Source organism: Umezawaea sp. (assembly GCF_036375055.1).
In the GTDB taxonomy this organism is placed as follows: domain Bacteria; phylum Actinomycetota; class Actinomycetes; order Mycobacteriales; family Pseudonocardiaceae; genus Umezawaea.
Window position 1 is genome coordinate 82,274 of record NZ_DASUSQ010000083.1, and the last position, 16,847, is coordinate 99,120.

The window sequence follows — 16,847 nt, forward strand, 5'->3', positions numbered from 1 at the left end:
CCTCAGCCCTCCAGCGTGACGAGGGTGGACCGCTCCCGTTCCGCCGGGTCGACCGGCACCACCTCCAGCTCCACCCGGTGCCGTCCGGCGGGCAGCCGCCCCAGTTCCAGGCCGACGGTGTACGTGCCCCCGAGCCCAGGGCCGTCCCGCGCGGTGTTCACGGTCGCGGCGAGCTGCCCGTCGATGCGCAGCCGGAACCCGGCCACGCCCGCGACGGACCCGCTGACGGCCTCCGCGCCGAGCGGGTCCAGCGTGATGGACAGCACCACCCTGCGCTGGCCGAGCGGCTGGTCCGGCGGCAGGACCTGGTTGTTCTGGTCGCGCACGACCAGCGAGCCCGCGGGCAGCTCGTCCGCCGGTGTCGACCGGGGGCGGCCGGTGGTCGCGGGCGGCGCCTCGGTGGTCGTGGTGTCGACCTCCAGGTAGCTCGACCGGACCGTGCCCATCGCCGCCCTGCCGCCCGCCACGCGCAGCACGAACGGCGACAGCGAGTCGGGGCCGGTCTCGGCCAGCAGTTCGGGCGGCAGCTCCGCCACGACGGTGATCGCCGTCCCCTGGCGCACCACGCCCGCCACGACCGGGGCGGGGGCCGCCTGCACGGCGGGCAGCCGGGCGTCGCCGAGCTGCACCACCACCGCGGCCGGGTCGACGGGGCCTGCGAACGTCACGGTGGCCCGCAGCCGGGCGGCGGTCGCGCCGCGCAGCGGGGCGCGGGAGATCCCGACGCCGGGCGCCTGGTCGTCCAGGTCGAGCACCTGCTGGGTCGCGGGCACGGTCGGCGTCTCCACCACGCCCCTCACCGGGGTCTGCGCGCCGCTGAACCCGGCGGCGTCCAGGCGCACGGTGCTCCGCCGCCCCCTGGCGCCGCGCAGTCCCAGCAGGACGGTCGCCTCCCGCCACGCGGGCACCGCGCCGGACGAGCCGATCTGCCTGCCGTCCTGGAGCACCCGCACCCCGGACTTCGTCAGCAGCACGTCGAACCGGTGCAGCACACCGGTTCCGCGCCGGGTCGCGGCCTCCGAACCCCGGTCCGGCACGGTCGGGACGTCCGGGGCCGCCAGCACGCGGGCGCCGTCGTCGTCGAGCGCGACCCGGACCGCTCCCGGTGGCAGCGCCGGGTCGGACACCTCCTCCGAGCCCACCTGGTCCGGGCCGCCGGGCACCAGGTCCACCGTGAGCCCTCCGCGGGCGCCCGCCGCGTCGGTGACCACGCCGACCCGGCCGAGGACGTCGTCGTCCACTTCGGACAGCACCAGCGGGCGGCGGGCGCGCAGGACGGCGGAGTCCGCGCCGCAGTTCATCTCCACCAGCAGGTGCCCGCCCGCGTTGTCGGTGTTCACGCAGCCGCGGTAGCCGTCGACGTGCCACAGCGAGCCCGAGCGGCGCGCGTCGGTGGTGGCGGGGTCGTCGAAGTCGTCCAGGAGCCCGGTCAGCCCGTCGCGCCAGTCGCCGTCGTCGCCCACGCGGCCGGTGGTCTCGACGGCGGGCGACCGGCGGCCGACCGCGTCCACGGTGCGCACGGCGATCCGGTGGTCGACGCCCTCGGCCAGCCCGTCCAGCTGCACCTCGCTGCTCGCGACCCGCCGCGTCCTGGCCGGTTCGCCGTCGCGGTGCCAGCTGACCTCGTACCCGGCGGCGTGGGCGGGGTCCTGCCCACCCGGCAGCGCCGAGCCCCAGGCGACCCTGATCCAGCCGTGGCCGCCGAAGGCCTCGACCTCCGCGGGCGCGGCGGGCGGCTCGCCGGGGTTCGGCACGAGGAGGTGGGGCGCGGTGAAGTCCGCGAGCGAGACCGGCGGGGGCGCGGGCGGCCCGGTCGAGCCGCTCTGGGCGTGGCGAAGGGCCGCGACCACTGCGGCCAGGACGGCGAAGGCCACGAACGCCGTGGCTAGCCGCCTCCGCGGTGTCATGAGGCAATGTTATGCCGACATCACCCGCTCGATGGATACAAGTGGCTTAAGATCCGCACGTATTGTGACTGCACTATCACAGCAGGCACTCGATCCGAAAATCGTTCGGGTGGTCTGCTGGCGGCGTCCTGACCAGCGACGACAGCGGCAAGCGGCAGAAGCGCGCTGGTGTTACGGGGTGTATAAATTATCAAGTCAAACATAACACCGCGTTGCGTTATGGTCACGAGCACCTTGCCTGTGGTGACGGTGACCCACTTCATCGCCTAGGTTCCGGCCAACCCTCAGTGAGAGGGATTTAAGCGCGGTACGCGGTGACCTCGCTGCCGCCAAGAGCTTGGATTGAGGAGGGACATCACGTGCGTAAGCACTCAGTGAAGTCCGCAGCAATCGTCGTCGGTGTTCTGCTCGTCGCGGGCGCATGCGGCACGAACAAGACCGAGTCCGGTGCTTCCGGTGGTGCGTGCGACACGAGCAAGGGCACCCTCATCGTCGGCGTGATCGCCCCCCAGTCGGGTGGTCTTTCGGCCCTCGGCCTGGGCATCAAGAACTCGGCCCAGCTCGCCGTGGACGAGGCCAACGAGAAGTGCACGGTCAAGGGCTACAAGCTGGCCGTCGACACGCAGGACGACGAGGCGAACCCGGCCAAGGGCGCCCAGGCCGCGACCAAGCTGTCGTCGGACCCGAACGTGGTCGGCGTCGTCGGCACGCTGAACTCGTCCGTCGCCCAGACCGTGCAGCCGATCCTCTCCCAGAAGAAGATCGTCCAGGTCTCGCCCGCGAACACGAACCCGACGCTGACCCGCGGCGAGGCGTTCGCCACCGCTCCGAAGCGCGCGTTCGACACGTACTTCCGCGTGTGCGCGACCGACGAGCTCCAGGGACCGTTCGCGGCCAACTACCTGGTCGGCAAGGCGGGCAAGAAGAAGATCGCGATCATCACCGACGGCAAGACCTACGGTGAGGGCCTCGCGGCCGAGTTCGCCAAGCAGGCCACCGCCAAGGGCGCGCAGATCGTCGCCCAGGAGAAGGTCGGCGAGAAGGACACGGACTTCGCGGGCGTCATCGCGAAGATCGCGGGCTCCACGCCGGACGCCCTGTACTACGGCGGCGAGTACCCGCAGGCCGCCCCGCTGAGCAAGCAGATGAAGAGCTCCGGCCTCAACATCCCGCTCATGGGTGGCGACGGCATCTACGACGACAAGTACATCAGCCTCGGCGGCGGCGACGGTGACCTCGCCACCTCGGTCGGCGCCCCGACCGACAAGCTGGACAGCGCGAAGGCGTTCGTCGACGCGTACGCCAAGAAGGGCTACAAGGACGCCTACGGCGCCTACGGTGCCTTCTCCTACGACGCCGCCAACTCCATCATCGGTGGCCTCGCCACCGCCCTCAACGGTGGTGACTGGGCCGAGAGCAAGCGCGAGGACCTGCTGAAGGCCGTCGGCGCCTACAGCGGCAGCGGCGCGACCGGCAGCATCAAGTTCGACGAGTTCGGCGACAGCACCAACAAGGTGCTGACGGTCTACCAGGTCACCGGTGGCAAGTGGAACTCCGCCGAGACCGGCGAGTTCACCGGCTGAGTGCACGACTACTGATCGTTTGACGTCAGATGCGGTGGGGGCGGACAGTTCTGTCCGCCCCCGCTGTCTACGGAGGTAGAGGTAGTCGTGTCAACCCTGCTTCAACAGCTGGCCAACGGGGTGGTGCAGGGCGCGTTGATCGCCCTGATCGCGCTCGGGTACACCATGGTGTACGGCATCATCCAGCTGATCAACTTCGCGCACGGTGAAGTCTTCATGGTCGGCGCCTACGGCGGCCTGGCGACGTACACCTGGCTCGTGCCGGAAGCCGTCAAGGACGTCTGGTACGTGTCGCTCCCGCTCGTGCTCCTCGGAGGCGTCGCGATCAGCGTCGTGGTCGCCCTCCTGATGGAGCGCTTCGCCTACCGGCCCCTGCGCAACGCCCCCAGGCTCGCACCGCTGATCACCGCGCTGGGTGTCTCGGTGTTCCTCCAGGAGTTCGTGCGCAACTTCTACCCGAACGCCACCGCGGCCCTGCCCTTCCCCGGTGCGTTCGTCCAGGGCCAGCTCTCGCTCGGTCCCATCAAGATCAGCTGGACCGGTGTCCTGCTGATCTTCGTGTCGATCATCCTGTCGCTGCTGCTCCAGACCTACATCAACCGGTCCCGCATGGGCCGCGCGATGCGGGCGACGGCGCAGGACCCCGACACCGCGAAGCTCATGGGTGTCAACCCCGACCGCGTGATCGTGCTGACGTTCGTCCTCGGCGCGGCGCTCGCGGGTGTGGCGGGCGTGCTCTTCGGCACCTACTACACCAACATCAACACCGACATGGGTTTCCAGACGGGCATCTTCGCCTTCACCGCGGCGGTGCTGGGCGGCGTCGGCAGCATCCGGGGCGCCGTGGTCGGTGCGTTCATCATCGGTCTCGTCAAGACCCTCGCGGGTCAGTACATGCCCGGTGGGACCTCGTACGACTACGTCTGGATCTTCGTCGTGCTCATCCTGGTGCTGGTGTTCCGGCCTCAGGGCCTGTTCGGTGAGCCGGAAAGGGTGCGCGCGTGAGCAAGATCGCCAATACAGTGAAGCCCTTCGCGCGTCCGTTGGCCGTCGTCGGTGGCGTGCTGCTGATCGTGGCCGCGCTCCTGCCGTGGGTGACGTTCTCGCTCAACTCGGGCAACTACCCGGACCGGGCCACCCTCCAGTACTTCGACGCCCCGTTCGGGGTCACCGGGTTCCGGTGGCACATCCTGCTGCTCGGCGTGCTGGTGCTGATCGCGACCTTCGCGCCGATCCCCAACAAGGGTCGGGTCATCAGGTCCCTCGGCTGGGGTGGCCTCGCCGTCGCGTTGATCAACTCGGTCTTCATCGTCGCCGAGGGCGGTGGCCTCGGCGCCATCACCGCCGCTGACGGCAGCTCCGCCTTCGGCGGGGTCGTCGGCGTCGTGGCGGGCATCGCGGTGATCCTCGCGGGCACGGGCCTCGGCATCGAGCCGCCCACCAAGTGGAAGCTCACGCTGTCCACGCCGCTGGCCTACCTCGTGCTGCTGGTGACGTTCGCCGCCGTGCTCGTCGCCGTCTCCGCGACGCTGACCGCCGGTGGCCAGGGCGGTCCGGCCAACCCGTACGCGGGTGGCCTGTTCCTGTCGTTCCTCGGCTTCGCGGCGGGCCTGCTGACCGCCCTCAACGGGGTCGGCCTGGTCGGCTGGATCTCCGAGCTGTCGGAGAAGCACCGCATCTTCAGCGTGGTCGTCCTGTTGGCGTGCGCGCTGCTGCTCCCGTTCACCGGGGCCGGGTCCGAGTACTGGATGACGGTCGCCGCGAACATCGGCATCTACGCCGCCACCGCGATCGGCCTCAACATCGTGGTCGGCCTCGCCGGTCTGCTCGACCTCGGGTACGTGGCGTTCATGGGCATCGGCGCGGTCGTCGCGGCGAACCTGTCCGGCGCCGCCGCGTCCAAGATCGGTCTCGACCTCCCGTTCCCGGTCGCCGCCGTCATCGCCGCGATCATCGCGGGCATCTTCGGCGCCATCGTCGGTTCGCCGACGCTGCGCGTGCGCGGCGACTACCTCGCGATCGTGACGCTCGCGTTCGGTGAGATCTTCACCAGGTCCGCGCAGAACAACATCGGCGGGCTCACCAACGGCGCCAACGCCATCCCCGGCGTGCCGCCGCTGGACCTGTTCGGCAAGGAGTTCAACCAGTCCCTGTCGATCGGCTCGGTGCAGCTGCCCGCGGGCGTCCTGTACTACGTCCTGATCGTGCTGCTCGTCGCGGGCGTGATGGCGATCTTCGCGAACCTCAAGTTCAGCCGCATCGGCCGTGCGTGGATCGCGATCCGCGAGGACGAGGACGCCGCCCGCGCGATGGGCATCAAGACCGGCAAGGCGAAGATCCTCGCCTTCCTGGTCGGTGCCACGCTCGCGGGTCTGGCGGGCGCGGTGTTCGCGCACAAGAACGGCACCGTCTCCTACGAGAGCTTCAAGTTCCTGGAGTCGGTCACGCTGCTCGCCGCGGTCATCCTGGGCGGCATGGGGTCCATCCCCGGCGCCGTCCTCGGCGCGTCGCTGCTGTTCGTGCTGCCCGAGAAGCTGCGCGAGTTCAGCGACTACCGGCTGATGATCTTCGGTCTCGCCCTGGTGCTGATCATGCGGTTCCGGCCGCAGGGGCTGGTGCCCGACCGGCACCGCAGGGCCGAGCTCGCCGATGAGGACGTCGGCGGAGTTCCGGTCGACGAGGTGCACGAGCACGACACGAAGGGGGCCAAGGCGTGAGCACGCCAGTCCTGGAAGCGCGCGACGTCTCGATGGTCTTCGGTGGCCTCAAGGCGCTGCAGAACGTGTCGCTGAAGCTCGACGAGGGCAAGGTCGTCGGTCTCATCGGCCCCAACGGGGCGGGCAAGACGACGTTCTTCAACTGCCTCACCGGTCTCTACACGCCGACCACGGGCAGCGTGCTGCTCAAGGGCGACGTGCTGCCCGGCGACCCCGCGAAGGTCACCACCGCGGGCGTGGCCCGCACGTTCCAGAACATCCGGCTGTTCCCCAGCATGACCGTGCTGGAGAACGTCATGGTGGGACGGCACGTGCGGATGAAGCAGGGCCCGCTGGCCTCGCTGTTCCACGGTCCCTCGTACCAGAGGGGCGAGAAGGCGGCGCGCGAGCGCTCGACCGAGCTGCTGGAGTTCGTCAACCTCCCCGGCATCGAGGACGAGCTGGCGCGCAACCTGCCCTACGGCGACCAGCGCCGCCTGGAGATCGCCAGGGCACTGGCGACCGACCCGGCCGTGCTGCTGCTGGACGAGCCGACCGCGGGCATGAACCCGCAGGAGACCGAGGCGACGCGGCAGCTGATCCTGGCCATCCGCGACACCGGCGTCTCCGTGGTCGTGATCGAGCACGACATCAAGTTCATCTTCAGCCTGTGCGACTCGGTCTCCGTGCTCGTGCAGGGTGAGCTGCTCGTCGAGGGCAGCCCCGAGGTAGTGCGCCGTGACCCGAGGGTCATCGAGGCCTACCTCGGCAAGCCGCCGGACGAGGTCGAGGCCGAGGTCCAGGCGATGGTCGAGGAGACGCAGCACAACAGGGCTGCCGACCCGCACACCGCCGCCGACACCACGAAGCCGGAAGGGGAGCAGGCATGAGCGCGCTCCTTGAGGTCCGCAACCTCAGCGTCGCCTACGGCGCGATCGAAGCCGTCCGCAACGTCTCGTTCACCGTCGAGGCAGGCCACATCGTCAGCCTCATCGGCAGCAACGGCGCGGGCAAGACGACCACGCTGCGGACCATCTCCGGTCTGCTGCGGCCGACGGGCGGCGAGATCCTGTTCCAGGGCCAGGCCATCCACGACCAGCCCGCCCACACCATCCTCGGCAGCGGCCTCGCCCACTGCCCGGAGGGCAGGCGGCTGTTCCCCCGGATGACCGTGGAGGAGAACCTCCAGCTCGGCGCCTACGTCCGCAAGGACGACGGCGTCGAGGCGGACATGCAGCGCGTGTACGAGTTGTTCCCCGTGCTCGGTGAGCGCAGGCACAACAAGGCGGGCCTGTTCTCCGGCGGCGAGCAGCAGATGCTCGCCATCGGCCGCGCGATGATGTCGAAGCCCCGCCTCCTCATGCTCGACGAGCCCTCGATGGGCCTCTCGCCGATCATGACGCAGCTGATCTTCGACACCATCAAGGAGTTGCAGACCCTGGGCACCACCATCCTCCTGGTGGAGCAGAACGCCCTGGCGGCGCTCGCCCTGTCCGACCACGCGTACGTGATCGACCTGGGCAAGACCACCCTCGAAGGCCCCGGCCACGAGCTGCTGGCCGACGAGCGGGTCCGCGCGGCCTACCTCGGCGAGGACTAGGACCGACCGCACCACCTCGGCGCCCCGTCTCCCCTGCGCGGGAGGCGGGGCGCCGTCGTGCGCGCGGTGGGTCGGCTCCGGTCGCCGGACCGTTCGGCGGGTGTGGCAGCGTGCACGCCGTGAACCCGCTCATGTCGGCGAACCTGGTGCGCAGCGCGGAGCTGCTCGCGGACACGTGGTGGTCGAGCGCCGTGGAGGCCGTCGCGCAGGGCGCGGTGTACGCGCTGCTGGCCGTCGCCTGCACCCGCCGCGCCCGCGCCGTGGACCCGGCCCAGCTCGGCGCGTTCGGCCTCGGGCTGTTCGCCGCCTACCTGACCTACCGGGCGCTGGGCTTCCGCCCCGGCCCCACCCCGGACGTCGCGCTCGCGCCGCTGCTGGGCTTCCTGGCGCTCGGCCTGCTGGCGGCGGTCGCCGCGGCCACCGCGCTGTCGTTCGTCGCGGGCCGGTCGGTCCTGGCGGGACTGGCGGCCTTCGCCGCGGTGGAGCTGGGCGCGTGGCTGCTGCTCGGCGACGCCGCCGCGCCCCCGGTCCGCCTCTTCCGGCCGCACGAGCCGCTGCCCGGTGTGGACGACGTCCAGCTGACCGTCGTCGCGCTCGCGGCACTGGCCCTCGCCGTCGCGCTGCGCGACGGCGTCCGCCCGTTCGTGGCGGGCGGCCTGCTCACGGGCACGGCCGCGTTCCTCCACCTGCTGAAGGTGCCCGGCTCGGCCTGGTACCTGACCGCCGTGCTCGTGGGCGTCTACGCCGTGACGGCCGCGCTGCTCGCCCGCACCGCGCGGGGCGTGGTCGTCGCCGCGCTCGCGCTGGGCTGCGTGCAGGTCGTGGCCGAGGCGGTGGTGGGTCCGCGCTGGTGGCTCCCGTTCTCCCTCGGCCTCCTGCTGGTCGCGCTCGTGGTCCGGTGGCTGCGGAACCGGTTCCGGGCGCGGAGGACGGTGCCCTCCGCGCCCAGGGGCTAGGCCTTCGGCTCGCCGGGGGGCCGCTCGCGCAGGATGCACGTCAACCGGGCGGTGCAGACCGCCCTGCCGTCCTCGTCGCTGACCGCGATCTGGAACGTCGCCGTGCTCCGCCCGACGTGCAGCGGCGTGCAGACGCCCGTCACGAGCCCCTCGCGCGCGGCGCGGTGGTGCGTGCAGGACAGCTCAAGGCCGAGCGCCACGCGGTCCGGCGCCGCGTGCATCGCCGCGGCCACCGAGCCGAGCGTCTCCGCGAGCGACGCCGTCGCGCCCCCGTGCAGCAGCCCGTAGGGCTGGCGGTTGCCCGCGACGGGCATGGTGCCGACGAGCCGGTCCGCATCCCATCGGGTGATTTCGATGCCCAGTTTCGTCGTGAGCTGCTCGGCGGCCAGGTCCAGGTTGAGGCCGGGGAGCTGGTCGGGCGTGGGTGGGACGGCGGCGGTCACCGGCTACCTCCGGTCGGTGCGGAACTGTCGGTGCTCCACCCTAGACTCGGGCCGTGAGCACTTCCGACGCACCGCGCCTGCTGCTGATCGACGGCCACTCGATGGCGTACCGGGCCTTCTTCGCGCTGCCCAAGGAGAACTTCTCCACGAACACCGGGCAGACGACGAACGCCGTGTACGGGTTCACCTCGATGCTCATCAACCTGCTGCGCGACGAGGCCCCCACGCACGTCGCGGTGATGTTCGACGTCTCGCGCAAGACGTTCCGCTCGGAGGCGTTCGCCGACTACAAGGCGAACCGCAGCTCGTCGCCGGACGAGTTCAAGGGGCAGGTCAGCCTGATCCAGGACGTGCTCGCGACGCTGTCGATCCCGACGATGGCGAAGGACAACTTCGAGGCCGACGACCTGATCGCCACGATCACGACGCAGGCCGTCGCCGAGGGCTTCAAGGTCGCGATCTGCACCGGCGACCGCGACGCCCTCCAGCTCGTCAGCGACTCGGTGACCGTGCTGTACCCGGTCAAGGGCGTGTCCGAGATGGCCCGGTTCACGCCCGAGCTGGTCGTGGAGAAGTACGGCGTGACGCCGGAGCAGTACCCGGACTTCGCGGCGCTGCGCGGCGACCCGTCGGACAACCTGCCGAAGATCCCCGGCGTCGGCGAGAAGACGATCACCAAGTGGATCCAGCAGTTCGGGTCCCTCAACGGGCTCATCGACCGGGTCGACGAGGTCAAGGGCAAGGCGGGCGAGGCGCTGCGGGACAACATCACCAACGTGATGCTGAACCGCCACCTGACGGAGCTGGTGCGCGACGTCGAGCTGCCGCTCGGGCCGCACGACCTGGAGAAGAAGCAGTGGGACCGCGAGGCGGTGCACCGCCTGTTCGACGAGCTGGAGTTCCGCGTGCTGCGCGACCGGCTGTTCGCGACCCTGCCGTCCGAGGAGCCCGAGGTCGAGGACGGGTTCGAGGTCAACGGTGGCGCCGTCCCGACCGGGCTGCTCGGCGGCTGGCTGGACGAGTACGCGCGCGGCGCGCGGGTCGGCATCGCGTTCCGCGAGAGCGCGGGCGACCTGGAGGGCATCGCGTTCGCGACGGCCACCGGTGACGGCGGGTACGTCGAGGTCGCCGGGCTGGACGAGGCCGACGAGAGGGCGCTGGCCGCGTGGCTGGCCGACCCGTCGGTCCTGAAGGCCGGGCACGACCTGAAGCTGCCCCTGCGCGCCCTGCGGGCTCGGGGGTGGACGCTGCGCGGGTTGACCAGCGACACCGGGCTGGCCGCCTACCTGGTGCGGCCGGGGCAGCGGTCGTTCGCGCTGGACGACCTGGCGATCCGGTACCTGCACCGCGAACTCCGGGCGGAGGAGTCGTCGGACGGGCAGCTCTCGCTGCTGGCCGACGAGGAGGAGGAGCTCCAGAAGACCGCCACCGGCGCGATCATCCGGGCCCGCGCCGTCGCCGAGCTGGCGGACGCGTTGGACGAGCAGCTGGTGGACATCCACGGGACCCGGTTGCTGGCCGAGCTGGAGCTGCCGTTGATGGCGGTGCTGGACGAGGTCGAGGCGGTGGGGATCGCGGTCGACTCCGCGCACCTGGCGGAGCTGGAGGCGCACTTCGCGGCCGGGGTGAAGCAGGCCGCGCAGGACGCCTACGCGGTGATCGGCAAGGAGATCAACCTCGGCTCGCCCAAGCAGCTCCAGGTGGTGCTGTTCGACGAGCTGAACATGCCGAAGACGAAGAAGACCAAGACCGGGTTCACCACCGACGCCGAGGCCCTCCAGGACCTGCTGGAGAAGACCGAGCACCCGTTCCTCCAGCACCTGCTGGCGCACCGGGACGTCACGCGGTTGAAGTCCACCGTGGACGGACTGCTGAAGTCGGTGGCCGACGACGGTCGCATCCACACGACGTTCCACCAGACGATCGCGGCCACCGGACGGTTGTCGTCCACCGATCCGAACCTCCAGAACATCCCGATCCGGACCGACGAGGGGCGGCGGATCCGGGAGGCGTTCGTGGTCGGCGACGGGTACTCGGAGCTGATGACCGCCGACTACTCGCAGATCGAGATGCGGTTGATGGCGCACCTGTCGAAGGACGCCGGGTTGATCGAGGCGTTCAACTCGGGGGAGGACCTGCACACCTACGTCGCCTCGAAGGCGTTCTCGGTGCCCACCGCCGAGGTCTCCGGGGAGATGCGGCGGCGGGTCAAGGCGATGTCGTACGGGTTGGCGTACGGGTTGTCCGTGTACGGGTTGGCGCAGCAGCTGAGGATCCCGGCCGAAGAGGCCCGCGAGCAGATGGACGCGTACTTCTCCCGGTTCGGGGGGATTCGGGACTACCTCCAGGAACTGGTGGTGCAGGCGTCCAAGGACGGGTACACGGAGACGATCCTCGGGCGGCGGCGGTACCTGCCCGACCTGAACAGCGACAACCGGCAGCGCCGGGAGATGGCTGAGCGGATGGCGTTGAACGCGCCCATCCAGGGGTCGGCCGCGGACATCATCAAGGTGGCGATGCTGGGGGTGCACCGGGCGTTGGAGTCGGCCGGGTTGCGTTCGCGGATGTTGTTGCAGGTGCACGACGAGCTGGTGCTGGAGGTGGCCGAGGGGGAGAGGGCCGCTGTGGAGGCGTTGGTTCGGGAGGAGATGGGGAACGCCTATTCGTTGTCGGTGCCGTTGGAGGTGTCGGTGGGGTATGGGCGGTCGTGGGACGCGGCTGCTCATTAGGGCTGGGCAGTCGGGTGCTCTTCAGCGCCTGTTTCCGAGCTGCCGCGGCTGAGTCGGTCGACGGCTGGTGGTGCGGATCATCGGCCACCGCACCAAGAGTCCTGCGCGCCCAGCCGAGCAGGGCACCGGTACAGCCGCCATCGGCCCACACCACCCCGACACGTCCGCCCGCGACCGAACGCAGGCGCCGCAGGCAAGGGGCGGCGCCCCGGCCCTGCGTGGACGCTGGCGCGACCAGCGATCCCGGGGTGTCCACGACGATGTGGCGCTTGCGGCCCTGGACCTTCTCGCCCGCGTCGTAGCCGCGGGTCGCACTGCGGACGGTCTCCGCGGCCCGCACCGACTGCGAGTCGACGATCTCCGCCGACGGTGCCGCGGCACCGTCGGCGGCCAGGCGGACCCGGTCCCGCCGCGCGTCGGGCACCCGCTGGGACGCGCCCGCCCTCCACAGTGCGAACCCGCTCGTCGACCAGGTAGAGGATCGCGTCCACGACCACCCGGCGGCGGTGCTGTTCGTGGCGGTCGGAAACGGGCGCTCAGGGTTGGGGAGTGGGCTGGCCACTGGGATGTGGTGGGTGGGGCTCGCCCCGATTGTTGGTCGTTTCGATGCCCGGTGCGCACCGCGCTGGGGATCGGGGGCGGGTGGGGAGCGGGCTCGCCCTGCGGGCTTGCGCGTCTTGCGGCTGGTCTGCGCGGCGGGAAGGCCTGGTGCTCGGGTGTGGTGGCGGAGTTGCGACTTGTCGTGGTTGTGCCAGGGGCGAACTAGTGACTCGTTGAGCCGGTCTCAGCAGGCTGTGGCCATGTACCGGAACTCTTGGAAGCCGGCTGCGCTCGCGTTGGCTGTGGGTGTTGTGCTCGGGACTGGTGTGCCCGCTTCGGCTGGGCCGGTCGAGGGTGAGTCCGCTGGTCGGTCTTCGTGGGTGTCGATGGGGCCGAACGCCGGTGGTGGGGATCTCGCGTTCACGCGGGCGATGCCGTCGCGGTTGTACGTGCTGACGGCCACTGGTCGGAACGTCTACCGGACCGACGATCGTGGGAAGACCTGGCGGGCGCCCGTGGGGCTGGACCTGCCCGCTGCTGCTGGGCGGCAGATCGCGGCTGATCCGCGGGATCCGAACCTGGTTTACGTCGTCGCTGCACCGCAAGGGGGTGAGCGGGGGTTCGTTGTGCGCAGTCGGGATGGTGGGCGGTCGTTCTCGTCGGTGTTCGAGACGCCTGCCGGCTTCACGAGTGTTGTGGTGTCGCGGGACGGGCGGTCGGTGTTCGTCGGTGGTGACGACGGTGTGCACCTGAGCACCGACCGCGGGTCGCACTGGGAGTTGTTGGCCGGGTCGCCGCAGGGGGTGCGGCAGCTCGGGCTGGACGACCGGGACCTCTACATCGGTACGGGTGCTGGGGTGCACCTGGTCGAGAACGCCACGTCGCGGCCCCAGAGGGCGAAGAAGTTGGCCGTCGACCTCGCCGTGGACTCGCTGTCCGTGGGGGAACGGGTCGTGGTGGCCGCCGGGATCTTCAGCGGGGCGGTGCTGTCGACCGACCGCGGGAAGACCTGGCGGACGGTGAGCGGGCCGTGGAACGCGGACGACGCCGTGCCCTACATCGGTGTCGGCCCGGCCGGGGACGTCCAGGTGCAGACGATCGAGGGCTCGCCGGACGGCAGCGGTGCCAAGAACCTGTGGGTCAGCCGGGACCTCGGCCGCACGTGGAGGGCGAAGCCCGCGTTCGAGAAGGTCGACGTCTACAACGAGGTCGGGAGCTTCCCGGACCGGCCGGACGTGCAGGTCGTCGCCGCGTCCGCGGGCATCTTCACGACCCGCGACTCCGTCGACTTCCAGCGCATCGGCGTGCCGGACACCTCGGTGAACGCGCTGGCCGTCGCCGGGTCCGCGCTGCTCGCAGGCACGCCGACCGGCAGCTACCGCTCCACCGCGCCGCTCGGCCGCGACCTCGGGGCGGGCTACCAGGACTGGGGGTGGACCGGCAAGGTCCCGCACACGGTCGGCAACACCGTCAGCGCGCTGGAGACGTTGCCCGGCAAGGGGAACGAGGTGCTGCGGGCGCGCAACGCCTACTGCCCCGGCGAGTGCTTCTTCATCGAGGAGTCGGGTGACGGAGGACGGACGTGGACCGGGCTGGCGTCGTTCCCCGGCAACTCGCACTCGGTGGTGGCCGACCCGAAGGACCCGAGCCGCGTCTACACCGGCGCCTACCTCGCTCCCGCGCTGTACGCGAGCACGGACGGCGCCACCAGCTTCACCCCTCTGCACGACACCGAGCTGTCCGGGGTGAACGGTCTCGCGATCGACCCGACCCGCTCCGGCGGGGTGTGGATCGCGGACGTGAGCGGGCTGTACCTGAGCACCGGCGCGGACCTGCCGCTCGCGAAGGCGTTCGACGGGCGGGTCGAGGCCGTCGCGGTCGACCCGAGGAACCCCGCGCACGTGGTCGCCGTCGGCGACGGTCTGCTGAAGGTCAGCCACGACGCGGGCAAGTCGTTCGCGGACGGTGCCGGTCCGTCGCTGTTCTCCACGTCGGTGGTGTTCTCCCGCGACGGCGCGCTGTTCGCCGGGTCGCGCGACTTCGACGTGCCCGGACTGGGCGTGCTGCGCAGCACCGACGGCGGCACGAGCTGGAGGGCCCTGCCGAACCAGCCCGCCGACCACGAGGTGCGGTCGGTGCTCGTCTCGCCGGACGGCGCGTGGTTGTTCGCGGGCACGATGGCCAGCGGGGTGCACCGGCTCGCGCTGCGCTGACCCGACCCGCGCGGGCTCACCAGCCCGAGTCGCCGAGCCAGCCGAGTTCGTTGACCCGCCACGCCAGGTGCATCCGGCTCTGCGCGTTGGCCCGCCGCATCAGGTCCTGGAGCCTGCGCTGGAGGGTGCGGCCGCTGACGCCGAGCTGCGTGGCGATCGACTTGTCGCTGACCCCGGCGAGCAGCAGTGACAGCAGCTGCCGCTCGTCCGGGGTCAGCGGCACGTCGGCGCCGCCGTCGATGCGCAGCGGGATCGCGCGTTCCCAGTAGCTCTCGAACAGGGCGACCAGCGCGCTGAGCAGGCTGCTCTCCATGACCAGCGCGGCGGTCGGCTCGCCGGTGGCGTCGTCGGTGACCAGCGGGCACAGGGCGATCTTGCGGTCCGCGACGGCCAGCCGCACGGGCAGCGCGGGCAGCGAGCGCCCGATCAGTCCCGCGCGGACCGAGGCCATCACCTCGGCCAGCTCACCCGGCTCCTCCAGCAGCGCCGTCTCGAACACGGCCTGGTAGCGCACGCCCCGTGCCAGCGCCTTCGCCTCCTCGTCGTTCTCCGGCGAGGACATCGCGATCGGCGCCTTGCGGCAGAACCACAGCATCTCCTCGCGGGCCCCGCGCTGGAGGCTCAGCAGGTGGTGCCGGATCGCCTCCGCGCCGGTCACGACGTCCACCAGCCGGGCCGAGTCGCGGCGGCGCGCGTCACCCCGGTACTCGTCCGCGAGCTGCGACACCGCCGCCCGCGCCTGCTCCAGCTCGGCCTGCCCCTTCACCAGCATCGGGCCGAGCAGCACGTCCGGCGGCGCCGCCGCGTAGTGCTCGCCGGTGCGGGTGACGAGCCCCTTGGTCAGCAGGGTCTTCAGCGTCGCCGTCACCTCGCCGCGGTCGGCGCCGAGGCTCTCGGCGATGGCGTCCGCGTCGCTGCGGTAGCCGCTGACGACGGCCCGGTAGATCCGTTCCTCGGCGGGACCCAGCCCGAGTGCTCCCAGCACGACCACTCCCCACGGTGAGGCCACCACGTTCGCGGTGGTGACGATACTTTCGCGGCCGATCGACGTGGTCACCCCGGTGTGGCGGTCGGCGCGCCCGCCCGCAGCGCCCGCAGGCCGACCGGGACGGCCTCGCCGAGCAGGCCGACGCCGATGGACAGGGTGATCGGCCGAGCGTCGGTGTAGTGGCTCGCGGCGAAGCCGACGGCCAGGTTGACCGCGGCGGACAGCCCCCAGTACGCGAACGTCCGCGCGGTGCAGCGCTGCCACGGCACGCCGTCGCGGGTGGCCAGCCGGACGGACGACCCGCGCAGCACGCCCATCGCGAGCCCGACCAGCGAGCCGACGACCAGCCACAGGACGTCGACCGCGCCCAGGTCCACCTCCAGCAGGCCGTGCACGCCGACCCCGAGCAGCACCAGCGGCGGCACGACCAGGTCGCGGAGGTCGACCGGCTCGCCGACGGCCCGCTTCACGATCACCGCCACCACCCCGACGACGATCAGCACCCAGGTGGTCATGGTTCCCCCTCGTTTGTAACATGGTCGTGCTACTTAAATTAGCATGGGTGTGCTAAAAAGGGGAGTGCCCAGGATCGTCGACGCCGAAGCCCGCCGCCGCGCCGTCGTGGACGCGTTGTTCCGCGTGGTCCGCAGGGAGGGCGTCGAGCAGGCGTCGCTGCGCAACGTCGCGGACGAGGCGGGACTGGCGATCGGCTCGGTCCGGCACTACTTCGACAGCCACGACGAGCTGCTGGTGTTCGCGCTCCAGGAGCTGGAGGAGCGCGTCGGGGTCCGGCTGCGGACCGGGGCGGAGCGGATCTTCGCGGCGGGCACGTCCGACGAGCGCGGGCCGCTGGTCGAGGCGCTGCTGGGTGAGCTGCTGCCGCTCGACGCCGACCGCCGGGACGAGTCCGTCATCTGGCTCGCGTTCATCACCGCCGCCCGCACCCGCCCCTCGCTGCGGCCGTCGGCGCTGCGCCTGCACCGGGGCGTGCGGACGGTGGTCGGCAGGGTCCTCGCCGGGGCGGTCGCCCACGGCGCGCTGCCCGAGGGGCTGGACCCGGCCGTCGAGACCGAGCGCCTCGCGGCCCTGCTCGACGGGCTCGCCGTCAACGCCGTGCTGCACCCGGACCTCACGACACCCGAGGTCATGACCACCGTGCTGCGCCGCCACCTGGCCGAACTGGCAGGCTGAC

The 16,847-nt window shown here is 71.3% G+C and carries 13 protein-coding genes and 1 pseudogene; 9 read left to right on the forward strand and 5 right to left on the reverse strand.

Features of this window, described 5'->3' with window-relative positions:
* Positions 1–2: 2 nt before the first annotated feature.
* Positions 3–1,907: a hypothetical protein gene (locus VFZ92_RS22930; protein ID WP_330878067.1), complete on the reverse strand. Its 1,905-nt coding sequence runs from the start codon at positions 1,905–1,907 to the stop codon at positions 3–5.
* 359 nt (positions 1,908–2,266) lie between these two features.
* On the opposite strand from VFZ92_RS22930, the gene VFZ92_RS22935 reads away from it, so the two are divergent.
* From VFZ92_RS22935 to VFZ92_RS22960, 6 genes are all read left to right on the forward strand, one after another.
* Positions 2,267–3,490, forward strand: coding sequence for a branched-chain amino acid ABC transporter substrate-binding protein (locus VFZ92_RS22935; protein WP_330878068.1), 1,224 nt, complete (start codon positions 2,267–2,269; stop codon positions 3,488–3,490).
* 87 nt (positions 3,491–3,577) lie between these two features.
* On the forward strand, positions 3,578–4,495 hold the full coding sequence (locus VFZ92_RS22940; protein WP_330878069.1) for a branched-chain amino acid ABC transporter permease: 918 nt from the start codon (positions 3,578–3,580) through the stop codon (positions 4,493–4,495).
* A gap of 17 nt (positions 4,496–4,512) precedes the next feature.
* Positions 4,513–6,207 carry a branched-chain amino acid ABC transporter permease gene (locus tag VFZ92_RS22945; protein WP_330878070.1) on the forward strand — a complete coding sequence of 565 codons (1,695 nt, stop codon included), beginning with the start codon at positions 4,513–4,515 and terminating at the stop codon, positions 6,205–6,207.
* Positions 6,204–7,076, forward strand: coding sequence for an ABC transporter ATP-binding protein (locus VFZ92_RS22950; RefSeq protein WP_330878071.1), 873 nt, complete (start codon positions 6,204–6,206; stop codon positions 7,074–7,076). Before VFZ92_RS22945 ends, VFZ92_RS22950 begins: the two co-directional genes overlap by 4 nt.
* Complete coding sequence (locus tag VFZ92_RS22955; RefSeq protein ID WP_330878072.1) at positions 7,073–7,786, forward strand: ABC transporter ATP-binding protein; 714 nt, start codon at positions 7,073–7,075, stop codon at positions 7,784–7,786. The genes VFZ92_RS22950 and VFZ92_RS22955 overlap by 4 nt, the downstream gene beginning before the upstream one ends.
* A gap of 119 nt (positions 7,787–7,905) precedes the next feature.
* The gene (locus VFZ92_RS22960; RefSeq protein WP_330878073.1) at positions 7,906–8,742 is read left to right on the forward strand and encodes a hypothetical protein; all 837 of its coding nucleotides are present in this window, start codon (positions 7,906–7,908) and stop codon (positions 8,740–8,742) included.
* On the opposite strand, the gene VFZ92_RS22965 is transcribed toward VFZ92_RS22960, so the two are convergent.
* Positions 8,739–9,185 carry a hotdog fold thioesterase gene (locus VFZ92_RS22965; RefSeq protein ID WP_330878074.1) on the reverse strand — a complete coding sequence of 149 codons (447 nt, stop codon included), beginning with the start codon at positions 9,183–9,185 and terminating at the stop codon, positions 8,739–8,741. The two genes, VFZ92_RS22960 and VFZ92_RS22965, sit on opposite strands and share 4 nt — an antisense overlap.
* Before the next feature lie 53 nt (positions 9,186–9,238).
* On the opposite strand from VFZ92_RS22965, the gene polA reads away from it, so the two are divergent.
* On the forward strand, positions 9,239–11,914 hold the full coding sequence (polA, locus tag VFZ92_RS22970) for a DNA polymerase I (protein WP_330878075.1): 2,676 nt from the start codon (positions 9,239–9,241) through the stop codon (positions 11,912–11,914).
* Between the two features lie 115 nt (positions 11,915–12,029).
* On the opposite strand, the pseudogene VFZ92_RS42515 reads toward polA, so the two are convergent.
* Positions 12,030–12,476, reverse strand: a pseudogene (locus tag VFZ92_RS42515) (transposase); the annotation flags it as partial.
* Between the two features lie 604 nt (positions 12,477–13,080).
* Here VFZ92_RS42515 and VFZ92_RS22980 point away from each other — a divergent pair.
* Positions 13,081–14,667: a hypothetical protein gene (locus VFZ92_RS22980; RefSeq protein ID WP_330878076.1), complete on the forward strand. Its 1,587-nt coding sequence runs from the start codon at positions 13,081–13,083 to the stop codon at positions 14,665–14,667.
* A gap of 16 nt (positions 14,668–14,683) precedes the next feature.
* Here the strand turns inward: VFZ92_RS22980 and VFZ92_RS22985 are convergent, their stop codons facing one another.
* Together VFZ92_RS22985 and VFZ92_RS22990 are read right to left on the reverse strand one after the other, a co-directional pair.
* The gene (locus VFZ92_RS22985) at positions 14,684–15,652 is read right to left on the reverse strand and encodes a helix-turn-helix domain-containing protein (protein ID WP_330878077.1); all 969 of its coding nucleotides are present in this window, start codon (positions 15,650–15,652) and stop codon (positions 14,684–14,686) included.
* Positions 15,653–15,720: 68 nt separating this feature from the next.
* Complete coding sequence (locus VFZ92_RS22990) at positions 15,721–16,170, reverse strand: DUF1453 domain-containing protein (protein WP_330878078.1); 450 nt, start codon at positions 16,168–16,170, stop codon at positions 15,721–15,723.
* 64 nt (positions 16,171–16,234) lie between these two features.
* On the opposite strand from VFZ92_RS22990, the gene VFZ92_RS22995 reads away from it, so the two are divergent.
* Positions 16,235–16,846, forward strand: coding sequence for a TetR/AcrR family transcriptional regulator (locus VFZ92_RS22995; RefSeq protein ID WP_330878079.1), 612 nt, complete (start codon positions 16,235–16,237; stop codon positions 16,844–16,846).
* Position 16,847: the final 1 nt, after the last annotated feature.

Excerpts from the sequence above, each read along its gene's own strand:
- VFZ92_RS22930 (WP_330878067.1), bottom strand. The coding sequence starts at position 1,907 with ATGACACCGCGGAGGCGGCTAGCCACGGCGTTCGTGGCCTTCGCCGTC.
- VFZ92_RS22955 (WP_330878072.1), top strand. The coding sequence starts at position 7,073 with ATGAGCGCGCTCCTTGAGGTCCGCAACCTCAGCGTCGCCTACGGCGCG.
- VFZ92_RS22990 (WP_330878078.1), bottom strand. The coding sequence starts at position 16,170 with ATGACCACCTGGGTGCTGATCGTCGTCGGGGTGGTGGCGGTGATCGTG.